12 protein-coding genes are annotated in these 15815 nt (G+C 63.8%); all 12 read left to right on the forward strand.

Going from position 1 to position 15815, the window contains the following annotated elements; translation table 11 throughout:
• Positions 1-9 precede the first annotated feature (9 nt).
• Complete coding sequence (locus tag Q0894_RS09970; protein WP_299234573.1) at positions 10-3792, forward strand: nitrate reductase subunit alpha; 3783 nt, start codon at positions 10-12, stop codon at positions 3790-3792.
• Complete coding sequence (gene narH, locus Q0894_RS09975; protein WP_299234576.1) at positions 3789-5375, forward strand: nitrate reductase subunit beta; 1587 nt, start codon at positions 3789-3791, stop codon at positions 5373-5375. Before Q0894_RS09970 ends, narH begins: the two co-directional genes overlap by 4 nt.
• A complete protein-coding gene (gene narJ / locus Q0894_RS09980) occupies positions 5368-6159 on the forward strand; it encodes a nitrate reductase molybdenum cofactor assembly chaperone (RefSeq protein ID WP_299234579.1) in 792 nt (263 codons plus the stop codon). The genes narH and narJ overlap by 8 nt, the downstream gene beginning before the upstream one ends.
• An 11-nt stretch (positions 6160-6170) precedes the next feature.
• Positions 6171-6854 (forward strand): respiratory nitrate reductase subunit gamma, encoded by a 684-nt coding sequence (gene narI / locus Q0894_RS09985; RefSeq protein ID WP_299234582.1) that lies wholly within the window; start codon positions 6171-6173, stop codon positions 6852-6854.
• 190 nt (positions 6855-7044) lie between these two features.
• Positions 7045-7866 carry a peptidylprolyl isomerase gene (locus Q0894_RS09990; protein ID WP_299234585.1) on the forward strand — a complete coding sequence of 274 codons (822 nt, stop codon included), beginning with the start codon at positions 7045-7047 and terminating at the stop codon, positions 7864-7866.
• Positions 7867-7981: 115 nt separating this feature from the next.
• Positions 7982-8587: a molybdenum cofactor biosynthesis protein B gene (gene moaB / locus Q0894_RS09995; RefSeq protein WP_299234587.1), complete on the forward strand. Its 606-nt coding sequence runs from the start codon at positions 7982-7984 to the stop codon at positions 8585-8587.
• Positions 8584-9834: a gephyrin-like molybdotransferase Glp gene (gene glp, locus Q0894_RS10000; RefSeq protein ID WP_299234590.1), complete on the forward strand. Its 1251-nt coding sequence runs from the start codon at positions 8584-8586 to the stop codon at positions 9832-9834. The genes moaB and glp overlap by 4 nt, the downstream gene beginning before the upstream one ends.
• Positions 9794-10537 (forward strand): Crp/Fnr family transcriptional regulator, encoded by a 744-nt coding sequence (locus Q0894_RS10005; RefSeq protein WP_229333173.1) that lies wholly within the window; start codon positions 9794-9796, stop codon positions 10535-10537. Before glp ends, Q0894_RS10005 begins: the two co-directional genes overlap by 41 nt.
• Before the next feature lie 85 nt (positions 10538-10622).
• Positions 10623-11594: a GlxA family transcriptional regulator gene (locus Q0894_RS10010; RefSeq protein ID WP_299234596.1), complete on the forward strand. Its 972-nt coding sequence runs from the start codon at positions 10623-10625 to the stop codon at positions 11592-11594.
• A 233-nt stretch (positions 11595-11827) separates the two neighbouring features.
• A complete protein-coding gene (locus Q0894_RS10015) occupies positions 11828-13036 on the forward strand; it encodes a M24 family metallopeptidase (RefSeq protein ID WP_161422907.1) in 1209 nt (402 codons plus the stop codon).
• 65 nt (positions 13037-13101) lie between these two features.
• Positions 13102-13860 carry a creatininase gene (locus Q0894_RS10020; protein WP_299234601.1) on the forward strand — a complete coding sequence of 253 codons (759 nt, stop codon included), beginning with the start codon at positions 13102-13104 and terminating at the stop codon, positions 13858-13860.
• 83 nt (positions 13861-13943) lie between these two features.
• Positions 13944-15632, forward strand: a complete 1689-nt coding sequence (locus tag Q0894_RS10025; RefSeq protein ID WP_299234604.1) for a BCCT family transporter — start codon at positions 13944-13946, stop codon at positions 15630-15632.
• The last annotated feature ends 183 nt before the right edge of the window (positions 15633-15815 follow it).

Genomic DNA, 15815 nt, shown 5'->3' on the forward strand with positions numbered 1-15815 from the left:
AGAGCGACCATGAGTCACTTCATCGATCGGCTGAACTTCTTCCGCAAGGCCCGCGAGCCCTTTGCCAATGATCACGGCGAGCTGCGCGACGAGTCCCGCGGCTGGGAGAACGGCTACCGGCAGCGCTGGCAGCATGACAAGATCGTGCGCTCTACCCATGGGGTGAACTGCACCGGATCCTGCAGTTGGAAGATCTACGTCAAGAATGGCCTGGTCACCTGGGAGACCCAGCAGACCGACTATCCGCGCACCCGGCCCGACCTGCCCAACCACGAGCCGCGGGGTTGTCCGCGCGGTGCCAGCTACTCCTGGTACATGTACAGTGCCAATCGTCTCAAGTATCCGCTGATCCGCAAGCCGCTGCTCAAGCTGTGGCGCCAGGCGCTGGAGGAGAAGAAGGATCCGGTCGAGGCGTGGGCCTCCATCGTCGAGGACCCGGCCAAGGCCAAGCAGTACAAGCGTGCCCGCGGCATGGGCGGCTTCGTGCGCGCCGACTGGAACGAGCTTAACCAGCTGATCGGCGCCTCCAACGTCTATACCACCAAGCAGTACGGCCCGGATCGCATCATCGGCTTCTCGCCGATTCCCGCCATGTCCATGGTCAGCTACGCTTCCGGTGCCCGCTATCTGTCGCTGATCGGTGGCGTCTGCCTGTCGTTCTACGACTGGTACTGCGACCTGCCCCCGGCCAGCCCCCAGACCTGGGGCGAGCAGACCGACGTGCCCGAGTCCGCCGACTGGTACAACTCCGGCTACATCATTGCCTGGGGCTCCAACGTGCCGCAGACGCGGACCCCGGACGCCCACTTCTTCACCGAGGTGCGCTACAAGGGTACCAAGACCGTCTCGATCACCCCTGACTACGCCGAGGTCTCCAAGCTCACCGACGAGTGGCTCTCCGCCAAGCAGGGCACCGATGCTGCCCTGGCCATGGCCATGGGTCACGTCATCCTCAAGGAGTTCCACCTCGAGAAGAGCAGCAGCTACTTCAGCGACTATGTGCGGCGCTATACCGACATGCCGTTCCTGGTCGAGCTCGAGGCTCGCGAGGACGGCAGCTATGCGCCGGGCCGCCAGATGCGCGCCAGCGACTTCGAGGCGAGCCTGGGCCAGGGCAACAACCCCGAGTGGAAGACCGTGGCGTGGGACGAGGCCCGCGACCAGCTGGTGGTCCCGCGGGGCTCCATCGGCTTCCGCTGGGGCGAGACCGGCGACGAGGTGGGCAAGTGGAATCTCGAGCCGCTGGACGCCGAAGGCACCGAGATCAAGCCGCTGCTGACCCTGGCCGACAGGCATGACGAGGTGGCGAAGGTCGCCTTCCCCTACTTCGGTGGCATCGCTCACGAACACTTCGATCACGTCAAGAGCGGCGGCGCCAGCGACGAGCTGCTGTTCCACAGCCTGCCCGTCAAGCGCCTGAAGAAGGCCGACGGCTCCGAGGCGCTCGCGGTCACGGTGTTCGACCTGATGTGCGCCAACTACGGCATCGACCGCGGGTTTGGCGAGGATGACGGTGCCACCTCCCTGGACGAGGTGAAGCCCTACACCCCGGCCTGGCAGGAGAAGATCACCGGCGTGCCCGCCGAGCAGGCCACCCGTATCGCCCGTGAGTTCGCCGAGAATGCCGACAAGACCCAGGGTCGCAGCATGATCATCGTCGGTGCCGGCATGAACCACTGGTACCACATGGACATGAACTACCGTGGCCTGATCAACATGCTGGTCATGTGTGGCTGCATCGGGCAGAGCGGCGGCGGCTGGTCCCACTATGTCGGGCAGGAGAAGCTGCGACCGCAGACCGGCTGGACCCCGCTGGCCTTCGGCCTCGACTGGCAGCGTCCGCCGCGCCACATGAACGGTACCTCCTTTTTCTACAACCACTCCTCACAGTGGCGCTACGAGAAGCTCGAGATCAAGGAGATCCTGTCGCCGCTGGCCAAGGCCGAGGACTACCCCGGCAGCCTGATCGACTTCAACGTGCGCGCCGAGCGCATGGGCTGGCTGCCTTCCGCGCCTCAGCTGGGTACCAACCCGCTGCGCCTGGCCGCGGCCGCCGAGGCCGCCGGCATGTCCACCCAGGACTACGCCGTCCAGCAGCTCAAGGAGGGCAAGCTCGCCTTCGCCGCGGAGGATCCGGACAACCCCCAGAACTTCCCGCGCAACATGTTCATCTGGCGTTCCAACCTGCTGGGCAGCTCCGGAAAGGGCCATGAGTACATGCTCAAGTACCTGCTGGGTACCCGTCACGGTATCCAGGGCAAGGACCTGGGCGACTTCGGCGGCCAGAAGCCGGAAGAGGTCAAGTGGCATGACGATGCCCCCGAGGGCAAGGTCGACCTGCTGGTGACCCTGGACTTCCGCATGTCCACCACCTGCCTCTACTCGGACGTCGTGCTGCCTACGGCGACCTGGTACGAGAAGGACGACCTCAACACCTCCGACATGCACCCCTTCATCCACCCGCTGACCGCGGCCACCGACCCGGCGTGGGAGTCGCGCAGCGACTGGGAGATCTTCAAGGGGATCGCCAAGTCATTCTCCGAGGCCGCCGAGGGGCACCTGGGCGAGGAGACCGACCTGGTCACCCTGCCGCATCAGCACGACTCCCCGGCCGAGCTGGCTCAGGTCGATGTGAAGGACTGGAAGAAGGGCGAGTGCGAGCCCATTCCCGGCAAGACCATGCCGGCGCTGATCGAGGTCAAGCGTAACTACCCCGAGACCTATGAGCGCTTCACCTCCATCGGCCCGCTGCTCGAGAGCATCGGCAACGGCGGCAAGGGTATCAGCTGGAAGACCGAGTCCGAGGTGGACCTGCTCGGCAAGCTCAACCACCGCAAGACCGAGGGGCCGCACAAGGGGCGCCCGCGTCTCGACAGTGCCGTCGATGCCGCCGAGATGATCCTGACCCTGGCGCCGGAGACTAACGGCCAGGTGGCGGTGAAAGCCTGGGACGCGCTCTCCAAGATCACCGGGCGGGATCATACCCACCTGGCGCTGCCCAAGGAGGACGAGAAGATCCGCTTCCGCGACATCGTCGCCCAGCCCCGAAAGATCATCTCCAGCCCCACCTGGTCCGGCCTCGAGGACGAGCACGTCTCCTACAACGCCGGTTATACCAACGTGCATGAGCTGATCCCGTGGCGCACGGTGAGCGGTCGCCAGCAGTTCTATCAGGATCACCCCTGGATGCGCGCCTTCGGCGAGAGCCTGCTGGTCTATCGTCCGCCCATCGACACCAAGGCGGCGGTAAGCGTGGCCGAGCACGGTTTTGCAGAAAACAAGGGCAACGGTAACCCGGAGATCGCGCTGAACTGGATCACTCCGCACCAGAAGTGGGGCATCCACTCCACCTACAGCGACAACCTGCTGATGCAGACCCTGTCGCGGGGCGGTCCGATCGTCTGGATGTCCGAGGACGATGCGAAATCCATCGGTGTCGAGGACAACGACTGGATCGAGCTCTACAACGCCAACGGCGCCATCGCGGCCCGGGCGGTGGTCAGTCAGCGGGTCAAGAACGGCATGGCGATGATGTATCACGCCCAGGAGCGGATCCTGAACATGCCGGGCTCCGAGATGACCGGGACCCGTGGCGGCATCCATAACTCGGTGACGCGTGTGTGCCCCAAGCCGACTCATATGATCGGTGGCTACGCGCAGCTCTCCTACAGCTTCAACTACTACGGCACCGTCGGTTCCAACCGCGATGAGTTCGTTATCGTGCGCAAGATGAAGAAGATCGACTGGCTGGACGGTGAAGGCAATGATTACGAGCAGGAGGCCGTGAAATGAAGATTCGTTCCCAGGTAGGCATGGTCCTCAACCTCGACAAGTGCATCGGCTGCCACACCTGCTCGGTGACCTGCAAGAACGTCTGGACCAGTCGTGAGGGAGTGGAATACGCCTGGTTCAACAACGTCGAGACCAAGCCCGGCATCGGTTATCCCAAGGAGTGGGAGAACCAGGACAAGTGGAAGGGCGGCTGGATGCGTCGCAAGGACGGCAAGATCGAGCCGCGCATCGGCGGCAAGTGGCGGGTGCTGGCGAATATCTTCGCCAACCCCGACCTGCCGGAGATCGACGACTACTACGAGCCGTTCACCTTCGACTACGAGCATCTGCACACCGCCAAGCAGGGTGAGCACCAGCCCACCGCGCGTCCGCGCTCGCTGATCTCCGGCCAGCGCATGAACAAGATCGAGTGGGGTCCCAACTGGGAGGAGATACTGGGCACCGAGTTCGCCAAGCGGCGCAAGGACATGAACTTCGAGAAGGTGCAGGCCGATATCTACGGCCAGTTCGAGAACACCTTCATGATGTATCTGCCGCGCCTGTGCGAGCACTGCCTGAACCCGACCTGCGTGGCGAGCTGCCCCTCCGGGGCCATCTACAAGCGCGAGGAGGACGGCATCGTCCTGATCGACCAGGACAAGTGCCGCGGCTGGCGGATGTGCATCTCCGGCTGTCCCTACAAGAAGATCTACTACAACTGGAAGACCGGCAAGTCCGAGAAGTGCATCTTCTGCTACCCACGCATCGAGGCCGGCCAGCCGACGGTCTGCTCCGAGACTTGTGTGGGCCGCATTCGCTACCTCGGTGTGCTGCTCTACGATGCCGACCGTATCGAGGAGGTGGCAAGTTCACCGGACGTGCGCGATCTCTATCATCGTCAGTGCGAGATCTTCCTGGATCCCAACGACCCGGAAGTGATCGCCCAGGCGAAGAAGGATGGCATCACCGATAACGTGATCAAGGCCGCCCAGGCCTCGCCGGTCTACAAGATGGCCATGGACTGGGGGCTGGCGCTGCCGCTGCACCCCGAGTATCGCACCCTGCCGATGGTCTGGTACGTGCCGCCGCTGTCACCGATCCAGTCCGCCGCCGAGGCCGGCAAGGTCGAGTTCGACGGCGTGATGCCCAAGATCGAGTCGCTGCGCATTCCGGTGAAGTACCTGGCCAACATGCTGACCGCCGGTGAGGAGGAGCCCGTGGTGCTGGCGCTCAAGCGCCTGATGGCCATGCGCCTCTACATGCGCGGCAAGCATGTGGAGGGCCAGGCCAACACCGAGGTGCTGGAGGGCGTCGGCCTGACCGAGCAGCAGGTGGAAGAGATGTACCGCTACCTGGCCATCGCCAACTACGAGGATCGCTTCGTGATCCCCACCAGCCATCGCGAGATGGCGACCGAGGCCTTCCCCGAGCGTGGCGGCTGCGGCTTCAGCTTCGGTGATGGCTGCCACGGCGACAGCAGCGAGAGCCTGTTTGGCGGTCGCAAGACCACCGCGACCCTGGTGAAGCCGGTAGAGACCTTCGATCCGCAGGCACAGAGCAGTGTTCGGAGCGATAAGAAAACCGAGGAGGCCCGTCATGGCTGAAGCCGCACAACAGATGGAAATGGTGGCAGACATGCTGAGCCTGCGCGTGCTGGCCCGGCTGCTGGACTACCCCACCGAGGAGCTCCAGGCCGCCGCCCCGGAGATGATCGAGATCCTGAATGCCGAGCGCCGCCTGTCGGCGGCGCGACGCACCGCCCTGATGGATTGGTGCCAGCGTCTTCTGGAGGCCGACATCATGGAGCTCCAGGCGGAGTATGTGGCGCTGTTCGACCGCGGTCGCAATACCTCGCTGCTGCTCTTCGAGCATGTGCATGGCGAGTCCCGCGACCGGGGTCAGGCGATGGTCGACCTGATGGCCGAGTACCGTGCCGCGGGCTTCGAGCTCGACGCCCATGAACTGCCGGATTATCTGCCGCTGTTCCTGGAGTATCTCTCCACCCGTTCCGAGGCCGAGATCGGCCGCTGGCTGGGCGAGATCCGCCATATCCTGGCGCTGCTGACCGCGCGTCTCGAGGAGCGTGAGGCCGATTATGCCCTGGTGCCCCTGGCGCTGCTGGCGCTGATCGGTGCCGATGATGACGTCGCCGCCCATCGCCAGACGGCGAAGGAGGAGGCGCCCGACTACACCGCCGAGGCCCTGGACGAGGTGTGGGAAGAGGAGGCGGTACGCTTCACCGCCGATTCCGACCAGGATTGTGCCCTGCAGTCCGCCGAGGGGCGCCGGCTGGCCGAGCGCAAGAAGACCGTGCCCAGCGACCCCGTTCGAATCCTGCCCGGCAGTGCCGCGAGTAGCGCCGCCGACCGCGGCCCGACCGACCGTTAAGGAGAATCACCATGTTTTCCGAATATCTGCAACACCTGATCTACGGCTACTATCCGTATCTGGCCGGTACGGTGTTCCTGGTCGGCAGCCTGCTGCGTTACGACCATGGGCAATACACCTGGAAGACCGGCTCGAGCCAGATGCTCACCTCGAAGAACATGCGTCTGGCCAGCAATCTCTTTCATGTCGGCATCATCGTGATCTTCTTCGGCCACCTGTTCGGCATGCTGACCCCGCACTGGGTCTACGCGCCCTTCCTGCACGCCGGCACCAAGCAGCTGATCGCCATCATCGTCGGCGGGGCGGCAGGCATTGCCTGCCTCGTGGGTGGCGCCATGCTGCTGCATCGCCGGATCACCAATCCGCGGGTCAAGGCCTCCTCGAGCCTCATGGACACCGTGATTCTCGGCCTGATCGTCTTCCAGGCGTTTCTGGGTTTGGTCACCGTCATCTTCTCGTTGGGTCATCTGGACGGCGCGATGATGCTGACCCTTTCCAGCTGGGCACAGTCGATCATCTTCTTCAGCGGCGGCGCGGCGGACTACATGGCCGAGGTCTCCTGGATCTACAAGATTCATATCTTCCTGGGCATGACCATCATTCTGCTGTTCCCCTTCTCGCGCCTGGTCCATGTGTGGAGCGTGCCCTTCGGCTACGTGACCCGTCGTTACCAGCTGGTGCGCAAGCGGGGCTGAACATAGGCCTTGCCCACGTTTCTGGCAGGGCGCCGGGGGCAGGTCGAAGAGGAGGTCCTACGCCATGGATGGCGTCGGTAGCGCCCAGGGAAGGGTTCACAGCGCCTCCTCGACGGTCCGGCGCCCCGGGGCCTGCCGCCGGAAAAGCCCCTTTGTCAGGCCGCTTGAAAAAAGCTCCTAGGATTTAGTCATGCATAAGATCGATATCGAGATGATCCCGGGGGGCGCGAGCCCCCCTCCCATCCGGGTCGGCGAGGCCACCATCGCGGAGGCCGACATCGCCCAGGAGATGCAGTACCACCCGGCGGACAGCGCCGGTACCGCCCAGCTCAAGGCCGCCCGTGCCCTGGTGGTGCGCGAGCTGCTCCGCCAGCGCGCCGCCGCCCTGGGCCTGGCCGATGCCGACGGTTCGGACCTCGACGAGGATGATGCCATCATCGCCGCCCTGCTGGAGCAGGAGCTGGACGTGCCCGAGCCCTCGGAGGAGGACTGCCGGCGCTTCCACGCCACCCACGCCGAGCGCTTCAGTGAGCCGACGCGGCTGCAGGTTCGCCATATCCTGCTGGCCGCGGCGCCGGACGATGCCGAGGCTCGGGATGCCGGCTATCGTCTGGGCGAGAAGCTCGTCAAGGAGCTGGGCGAGCATCCCGAGCGCTTTACCGAGTTTGCCCAGCGTCACTCCTCCTGTCCCTCGAAGGAGGAGGGTGGCGAGCTGGGCTGGCTGGCCCCGGGCCAGACCGTGGCCGAGCTCGACGATGCCCTGCATCGCCTGCCCGAAGGACTCCATGATCGCCCCCTCGCCTCGCGCTACGGCTGGCATGTGGTCAGCATCGATGCCCGCCAGGGGGGGCGCGAGCGCCCCTATGAAGAGGTAGCCGAGCATGTGCGCCACAGCCTGCGCGAGCAGTCCACCCGCCGCGCCCTGCGCCACTATCTGATGGCGCTTCAGGCGGAGATCGGCGTCGAAGGCGTCAGCCTCGACGACGAGAGCGGCAGCGCCCTGATGCAGTAAACCCCTCCCTCGAGATCCTGTCGCCCCACCGGGCGGCAGGATCTTGCGCTTTCTTGATGCCCGTCACTTCCCCCACACCCCGCTCCGCCGCACCATGGCCGGAAAGGAGGCCCTCATGTCCCATGTTTCTGCCAATACACCCTTTGCCCCTCTCGGTATCGCCGTGCTGACCGTATCGGACACCCGCGGCTTCGCGGAGGATGGCAGCGGTGACCTGCTTTCCGCGCGCCTGACCGATGCCGGCCATACCCTGGTGGAGCGCTGCATCGTGCCCGACAACATCTATCGCATCCGGGCAGTGGTCTCGAAGTGGGTGGTACGCGATGACATTCAGGTGGTGCTGGTCAACGGCGGCACCGGCTTTACCACCCGCGATACCACCCCCGAGGCACTGGCCCCGCTGTTCGACAAGGCGGTCGATGGCTACGGCGAGCTGTTCCGCCATCTGTCGCTGGCCACGATCGGCACCTCCACCATTCAGTCCCGCGCCGTGGCGGGGCTTATCGACCGAACCCTGGTGTTTGCCATGCCCGGTTCGCCCAAGGCGTGTGCCACCGCCTGGGACGGCATCCTGCTCGAACAGCTCGATGCCCGTACCCGGCCCTGCAACTTCGTGGCCATGGTGCTGCCACGTGCTTCGAGCTGTGCCAGCCGCCAGCCCGAGGCGGCGCCTGGCGAGGCGCTGAGCGAGATGCAAAGCGGCGAGGAGATTGACGCATGAACTGCGGCTGCGCTGAGGTGATCACCCCGGGGCTGGTGGACCTGTTCGATGCGCGTGAGCGCATGGCCGCGGCGTCCCGTCCGGTGGCAGGGGTCGAGCGGGTGGCATTGGAAGAGGCCGAGGGGCGCGTGTTGGGTGACGCTGTCGCCGCCACCCTGGATCTGCCCGGCGTCGATAACAGCGCCATGGACGGCTATGCCCTGCGCCTGGCCGAGCTGACCCCCCGAGGCCTGCCGGTCATCCAGCGCGTACCCGCCGGTGCCGGCGTGATGCACCTCCCCGAGGGAGGCTGTGCGCGTATTTTCACCGGCGCCCCGGTACCCATCGGTGCCGATGCCGTGGTGCCACAGGAGAAGGTGCGTCTGGATGCCGAGGGCCGGGTGCATGTCGAGGGAGGCCTCTCTCCGGGGGCCAATATCCGCCGCCAGGGCGAGGAGAGTCGTGCCGGGACACCGCTGCTTGCCTCGAACACTCGTCTCGAGGCCGCCGCGATAGCCCTGCTGGCCAGTCATGGCATCGCCGAGGTAACGGTGAGGCGACGGGTGAGGGTCGCGCTGCTCTCCACCGGCGACGAGCTTATCGAGCCAGGCCAGCCGCGTGCCCCGGGCCAGGTCTTCGACAGCAACCGCGCGATGCTCAAGTCGCTGATGGCCCACCAGGGCATCGAGCTGATCGATATCGGCGTGGTTCTGGATGACCCTCATGAGCTGCATCGAGCCCTGGAACGGGCCCGCGACGAGGCCGATCTGGTAGTCTGTAGCGGTGGTGTATCGGTGGGCGAGGAGGATCATGTGCGCCCGGCCATCGAGCGGCTGGGGGGCATCGTCTTTCATGGGGTGGGGATCAAGCCTGGCAAGCCCTTCGCCCTGGGCTTTCTTGGCAAATCCCTCGACGCCGGCACACCGCTGGTCGCCCTGCCGGGCAATCCGGTGGCCTCGCTGGTGGGGTGGCAATTCCTCGCCCTGCCGCTGCTGCAGGGGCGCCAGGGCATGACGCCGCCACCGCTGCAACGCTTCCCGGTCAAGGCCGGCTTTACACGACGTGGACCGCGTGGGCGCCGCGAATTGCTGCGTGTCGTGATCGACTGGAGTTCCGGCACACCGGTGGCGCAGCTGGCCGGTGGGCAGGGGTCGCATATGCTGAGTGCCGCCAGCCAGGCCCATGGCTACCTGCTGGTCGACGCGGATACCGATGTGGAGGAACACCATGCCTATGGATACTGCCCAGCCGCCCAGTTCGGCCGCTGACCTGCTGTTCAAGCCGCGCCAGCTACGTGATCTGGTGCGCGGTGTGCCGTGGCTCGGTGCGCTCTCCGACGCGGAGGTCGAGGCGCTGCTCGAGGATTGCGAGCCGCGCACCCTGGCCAGCCGCGAGTGGCTGTTTCGCCAGGACACCCCTGCCGAGTGGCTGCATATCGTGATCAGCGGGGCGGTAAGGCTGGTGCGAAGTGCCGGCGACGGTCGGCTGGCCACCATCCGCTGCGTGGAGCGAGGGGGCACCCTGGGTGAACTGAGCATGGTCTCCCGAGAGGGTGTCTATCTCTACTCCTCCGAAGCGCTGCGCCGAACCCATGTGCTGTCGATCCCTGCCGCGCGCTGCCGCGAGGCCATGGATCGTCACCCCGAATGTCGCGCCGAGTTCATGAGTCGTCTGGCGCTGGAACTTACCGACCGTCTCGAGGACATGGCGCTGCTGACCCAGGGCGATGCCATGTCGCGGCTGGTCAGCTACATCCTGCGCCAGCTACCATCGGGGCGAAGCAACGAGCCGCGGGTGGTGCGCCTGACCATTCCCAAGCGCTGGCTGGCCGCCCAGCTGGCGGTGACCCCGGAGACCCTCTCCCGACTGCTGGGAAAGCTGCGCGACAGCGGCGCCATCAATATCGATCGTCAGCGGCTCACGGTGCTCGACGAGCAGAAGATGCGCGATCTGATGGTGGTCGACGAGTAAGCATAATCCAGATGGGCGGCTAGGCATTGCGGCAGGTGAGAGGGGTGGCGAATGAGAGAATCGGCGGCTGACGAGAGGGGAGAGCGTGCGACTGGAGTACACGGGCCCGTTGCCCGAGCAGGTGGGGTTTCTACTCCTGCCGCAGTTCTCGATGATGGCGTTCTTCGCCGCGGTAGAGCCGCTGCGTATCGCCAACCGTATCAGCGGTCGGCCACTGTTCGACTGGACGCTGATCAGCGTCGATGGCGAGCCGGTCACCGCCAGTAACGACATGACCCTGCTCGTCGACTGCGCCATCGACGAGGTTCACCATCTTCCCTCCCTGGCGGTATGCAGCGGTTTCGAGCCCGAGGCCTACCTCGGTCGTCCGTTGATGGCATGGCTGCACCGGCTCGACCAGGCCGGGGGTGCCCTGGGAGGGCTGGATACCGGCTGTTTCCTGCTCGCCGCCGCCGGCCTGCTGAAGGACGAGCGGGTCACCCTGCACTGGGAGAGTCTGCCCGTCTTCCGCGAACGCTTCCCCGCCATCCCCACCTCCGATGAGTTGTTCGAACTCGGCGAGCGGCGCTTCTCCTGTGCCGGCGGAGCCGCCGCCATGGACATGGCCCTGGCGGTGATCGCCCGGCGCCACGGCACGCGGCTGGCCATCGATGTCTCCGAACAGCTGATCCACGAACGGTTGCGCAGTCGCGGCGACCAGCAGCGGATGACCCTGGCGCGACGCCTGGGAACCCATAACCGTCGCCTTGTGGAGGCGGTAGCGCTGATGGAGCGCCACCTGGAAGCCCCATTGTCGGTGGCAGAAATCGCCCGCCGCTGCGGTGTCTCCTCGCGGCAGCTCCAGCGCCTCTTCGAACGCCACCTCACCACCACTCCGCGGAGCTGGTATCTAGGCCTGCGCCTGGAGCGTGCCCAGCACCTGCTGGTCGAGACCGACATGGATGTACTCGCCATTGGTCTGGCCAGTGGCTTCTCCTCCGCATCCAGCTTTTCGCGGGCCTTCAGCGAGCGCTATGGCCACTCCCCGCGGGAGGCACGCCGGCAGGGCTCTCAATAGCAGTTCCTTGAAGCCTTTTCTTTTGTCAACCATCTGAATATAAAGCGTATTTCGCTCGCCAATGGGGGCATTTGCACTAGTCATTGGTGCAACGGAAGGTGTCTGGCCATAGTCATTCGTACCAGCAGTAACCAGTACAACATGGCAAGCGAGGGGCGTCCCGATACCGGCATCTGAGGCCGGAAACGCCTGGCTGGTATGACGATTCCGTTGACACAAGAGGAGATAACAACATGCAACTGCCGTCACTTATCGAGATTCCCAACGGCGAGAAAGTGGTACCGACGTTCTCCGATAACGAGATGAAGGGGCGCCTCGCTCGCCTGCGCGACTACATGGCGAAGAACGAGGTCGACGCTGTTGTGTTGACCTCCTATCACAACATCAACTACTTCAGTGACTTCGTCTACTGCAAGTTCGGCCGCGACTACGGCCTGGTGGTGACCCAGGACAGCTTCACCACCGTGACCGCCAACATCGACGGCGGTCAGCCCTATCGTCGCAATCGCCTGGGCGACAACATCGTCTACACCGACTGGCAGAAGGACAACTTCTTCAAGGCCGTCAAGCAGCTCTGCGAAGGCAAGCGTCGCGTCGGCGTCGAGTACGACCACATGACGCTGCAGAACAAGCAGAAGCTGGTCGATGCGCTGGGTGATGTCGAGCTGGTCGACGCCGGCGTGCCCACCATGCAGATGCGCATGGTCAAGTCCGACGAGGAGATCGCGCTGATTCGCCAGGGCGCTCGCATCGCCGACGTGGGCGGCGTTGCCGTGCGCGATGCCATCTACGCCGGCGTGCCGGAGTACGAGGTGTCGCTGGCCGGTCAGGCCGCCATGGTGCGCGAGATCGCCAAGACCTACCCCAACAGCGAGCTGATGGATACCTGGGTGTGGTTCCAGTCCGGTATCAACACCGACGGTGCCCACAACCCGGTGACCAGCCGTCGCGTGCAGCCCGGCGATATCCTCAGCCTGAACACCTTCCCGATGATCTCCGGCTACTACACCGCCCTGGAGCGCACCATGTTCCTCGGACATGCCTCCGACGAGCACCTGCGTCTGTGGGAGGTGAACTGCGAGGTGCACCGCCGCGGTCAGGAGTTGATCAAGCCCGGCGTGCGTTGCTGTGACATCGCCCATGAGCTCAACGAGATCTTCGCCAAGCACGACCTGCTCAAGTACCGCACCTTCGGTTACGGCCACTCCTTCGGCACCCTGAGCCACTACTACGGCCGCGAGGCGGGTCTGGAGCTGCGTGAGGACATCGAGACAGTGATCGAGCCCAACATGGTGGTCTCCATGGAGCCGATGATCACCGTACCGGAGGGGCTGCCGGGTGCCGGTGGCTATCGCGAGCACGATATCCTGGTGGTCAACGAGCACGGGGCCGACAATATCACCGGCTTCCCGTATGGCCCGGAGCACAATATCATCAAGTAATGTTTTAACGACAAAGGGGGAGCTCTGCTCCCCCTTCTTGACGATAGCGTGCGGGGAGAAACGAGATGAGCAGTGTCAAGATAGAGAACCTTGACTGGGTTACCTACAAGTCGCTGACGGAAAGTGGTCAGTGCAGAATCATCCTCCCGGTGGGGGCCATCGAGCAGCATGGGCCTCATATGTCGCTCAATCCCGATGTGCTGATTCCCAGCCATATTGGCGAGAAGGTGGCGGAAAGAAGCAACAACATGCTGGTAGCGCCCGCCATCAGCTATGGATACAAGTCACAGGTAAAATCCGGGGGAGGCAACTTCTTTCCCGGCACAACCTGCGTGTCGGGCGCCTCGCTTGAGAACTATGTATTCGATGTGTTGCAGGCCTATGTCAACCATGGAAATCGCGAATTCATCCTGATCAATGGCCACTTCGAGAACTCCATGCACCTCTGTGAGGCCGCCGACAGGCTGGTCAACAAGTGCAAGGGTGAAGGCATTTCGATCAAGATCTATCTGCTCTCCTACTGGGACTTCATCAGCGAGGAGACCATCGAGAAGGTGTTCCCTGACGGCTTCACAGGCTGGGCCGTTGAGCATGGCGGTGTGCTGGAGACGTCGATCATGCTCAAGCTTCACCCTGAGCTCGTCGACATGTCGAAGGCCGTCGACGTGGAGCCGGCCACCTTCCCTCCCTACGATGTCTTTCCCCCCGACCCCTCCTGGGTAGCACCGTCCGGGACCCTGTCTTCTCCGCTCAATTCGACGCCGGAGAAGGGAGAAATGATCCTCGAGGAGTGTATATCGGGAATCGTATCGCACTTGAACTGATTCACTGTCATGGGCTCCGAATCACCCTCGGGGCCCAGAGATGTCAGGGATGATGCCAAGTACAATAATAGCGAGGTATCAAGATGTCAGATAAAGAACCGGTCACGGTCCCACGGTTCACGGGACGAGACCTCCCCCCCTTCGGGCGACTGGTCATCCAGTTTGCTCCTCCCGTTGCCATCATTGCGCTGATCCTGATGGTGCTTGGAAACCCCGATGGTGTTGCCTCGGTCATCTTCGACATGAGGACCTATGTCACGGGTGGCTTCACCTGGTTGTTTATCCTCTATTCGCTCTTTGCCGTCGCGGTATGCGGCTGGCTGGTGTTCAGCAAGGTCGGAAGTCGAGTCAGGCTGGGCGGCCCCAAGGCGAAGCCCGAATACAGCAACTTTGCCTGGTACTCGATGCTGTTCGCCTGTGGTCAGGGGATCGGCCTGATCTTCTGGTCGGTGGCCGAGCCCATCATGCTGCGTGACTCCAGCCCCGTCTTCGAGGCAATGGAGGGTAATGTGGCGGGCGGTGGTATCGTCTGGGCCTACTTCCACTGGGGCTTCACCGCCTGGGCCATGTACTGCGTCGTGGCGGTGTGTCTCGCCTATTCGCACCACAACCTGGGCAAGACCCTGACCTTCCGTGAGGCGACGGTGGATCTGCTGCCACGCTGGTCGCGTGGTGGTGCCGGCGTGGTCATCGAGTTGCTGGCAATCATGGCAACCATCCTGGGGCTCTCTACCTCCTTTGCCTTTGCGGCGATGCAGTTCACCGCGGGTCTAACTTCATTCACCGGAGTCTCCTCCGGGCCGACCATCTGGCTGTTTGTCATCGTGGGCCTGGGTGCCGCCGCGGCTATCTCGGCCTTCTTCGGCATCAGCAAGGGGATGCGCCTGATCAGTGAGACGAACTCGATCCTGAGTGTGGTACTGGTGGTGGCTGCCTTCATCTTTGGACCGACACTGTTCATCATCTCCAATATCACCCAGACCTTCGGTTCCTACTTCACGAACTTCGTACCCATGAGTTTCTGGACCGATGCCCCGAGCACGGCCGATCCGCTGACCTCCTGGCAGCAGAGCTGGAATGGCTGGTGGACCGTCTTCATCTGGTGCTGGGTGATTGCCTTCTCCCCCTTCGTGGCCGGCTTTATCGCCAGGATCTCGCGGGGTCGCACGCTGCGTGAATTCGTTATCGGTGTCACCATCATCCCCTCCTTTATCGTCATGCTCTGGATCGGGGTTCTCGGTTCCGCTGCGATCTATTACGACGACAAGAGTGGCCGTGGTATCTCCGATGCGGTGAATGCAGATGTTGCCAGCGGGCTGTTTGCGATGCTGGAGTCCATACCGGTGATCGGCAGCTTGCTGCTGGTGGTGGCGACGGTACTGGTGGCGACCTACTACGTGACATCCCTGGATGCCGGCACCTACGCCCTGGCGGAGTTCGTTTCCGCACCGAAGCGCGCTGGCGCCTGGTTCCGCGTGGTCCTGGTCCTCAGCATCGGTGCGGTAGCGACGGTACTGCTAACCCTGGGGGGCAGTGGGGTGGTCGATACGGTCCAGACTGGAACCATCATTGGTGCCTTCCCCTTCTCCATCGTGATCATTCTGATGATCGTGAACACCATACGGCGCCTGCGCAGTCGCGACAGGGCGACCAGAGAGCTGGAGATGGTGGTCAACGATCCCAACCCCAATGTGGAACTCAAGGTCAGCGAGGAGGGGGATGTCCGAACGGTATCCGCCAGTGAAATGAAACCTGGGGCGTCGAGCTCCTGACGCCCGACTACCCATCACACCTCTCAATAAGTTCGCTTGGCGATAGGGTGATGGGTAGCCATTAGCAGAAAGGCAGTTGGCCCGATAGGCGATCGTTATCGCTGTCTGAAGTGGCCCCCGAAATTCGGACCAGGCGCTAAGCTCTGATCAGACCGACCAGGAGACCCTGATCATGAGCAAGAA

The sequence above is a fragment of the uncultured Halomonas sp. genome (assembly GCF_947501415.1).
Lineage (GTDB): Bacteria > Pseudomonadota > Gammaproteobacteria > Pseudomonadales > Halomonadaceae > Halomonas.

What these genes read in the sequence shown, in the direction of transcription:
- Q0894_RS09970 (WP_299234573.1), top strand. Translation starts at nt 10, where the DNA reads ATGAGTCACTTCATCGATCGGCTGAACTTCTTCCGCAAGGCCCGCGAG.
- narH (WP_299234576.1), top strand. Translation starts at nt 3,789, where the DNA reads ATGAAGATTCGTTCCCAGGTAGGCATGGTCCTCAACCTCGACAAGTGC.
- narJ (WP_299234579.1), top strand. Translation starts at nt 5,368, where the DNA reads ATGGCTGAAGCCGCACAACAGATGGAAATGGTGGCAGACATGCTGAGC.
- narI (WP_299234582.1), top strand. Translation starts at nt 6,171, where the DNA reads ATGTTTTCCGAATATCTGCAACACCTGATCTACGGCTACTATCCGTAT.
- Q0894_RS09990 (WP_299234585.1), top strand. Translation starts at nt 7,045, where the DNA reads ATGCATAAGATCGATATCGAGATGATCCCGGGGGGCGCGAGCCCCCCT.
- moaB (WP_299234587.1), top strand. Translation starts at nt 7,982, where the DNA reads ATGTCCCATGTTTCTGCCAATACACCCTTTGCCCCTCTCGGTATCGCC.
- glp (WP_299234590.1), top strand. Translation starts at nt 8,584, where the DNA reads ATGAACTGCGGCTGCGCTGAGGTGATCACCCCGGGGCTGGTGGACCTG.
- Q0894_RS10005 (WP_229333173.1), top strand. Translation starts at nt 9,794, where the DNA reads ATGCCTATGGATACTGCCCAGCCGCCCAGTTCGGCCGCTGACCTGCTG.
- Q0894_RS10015 (WP_161422907.1), top strand. Translation starts at nt 11,828, where the DNA reads ATGCAACTGCCGTCACTTATCGAGATTCCCAACGGCGAGAAAGTGGTA.
- Q0894_RS10020 (WP_299234601.1), top strand. Translation starts at nt 13,102, where the DNA reads ATGAGCAGTGTCAAGATAGAGAACCTTGACTGGGTTACCTACAAGTCG.
- Q0894_RS10025 (WP_299234604.1), top strand. Translation starts at nt 13,944, where the DNA reads ATGTCAGATAAAGAACCGGTCACGGTCCCACGGTTCACGGGACGAGAC.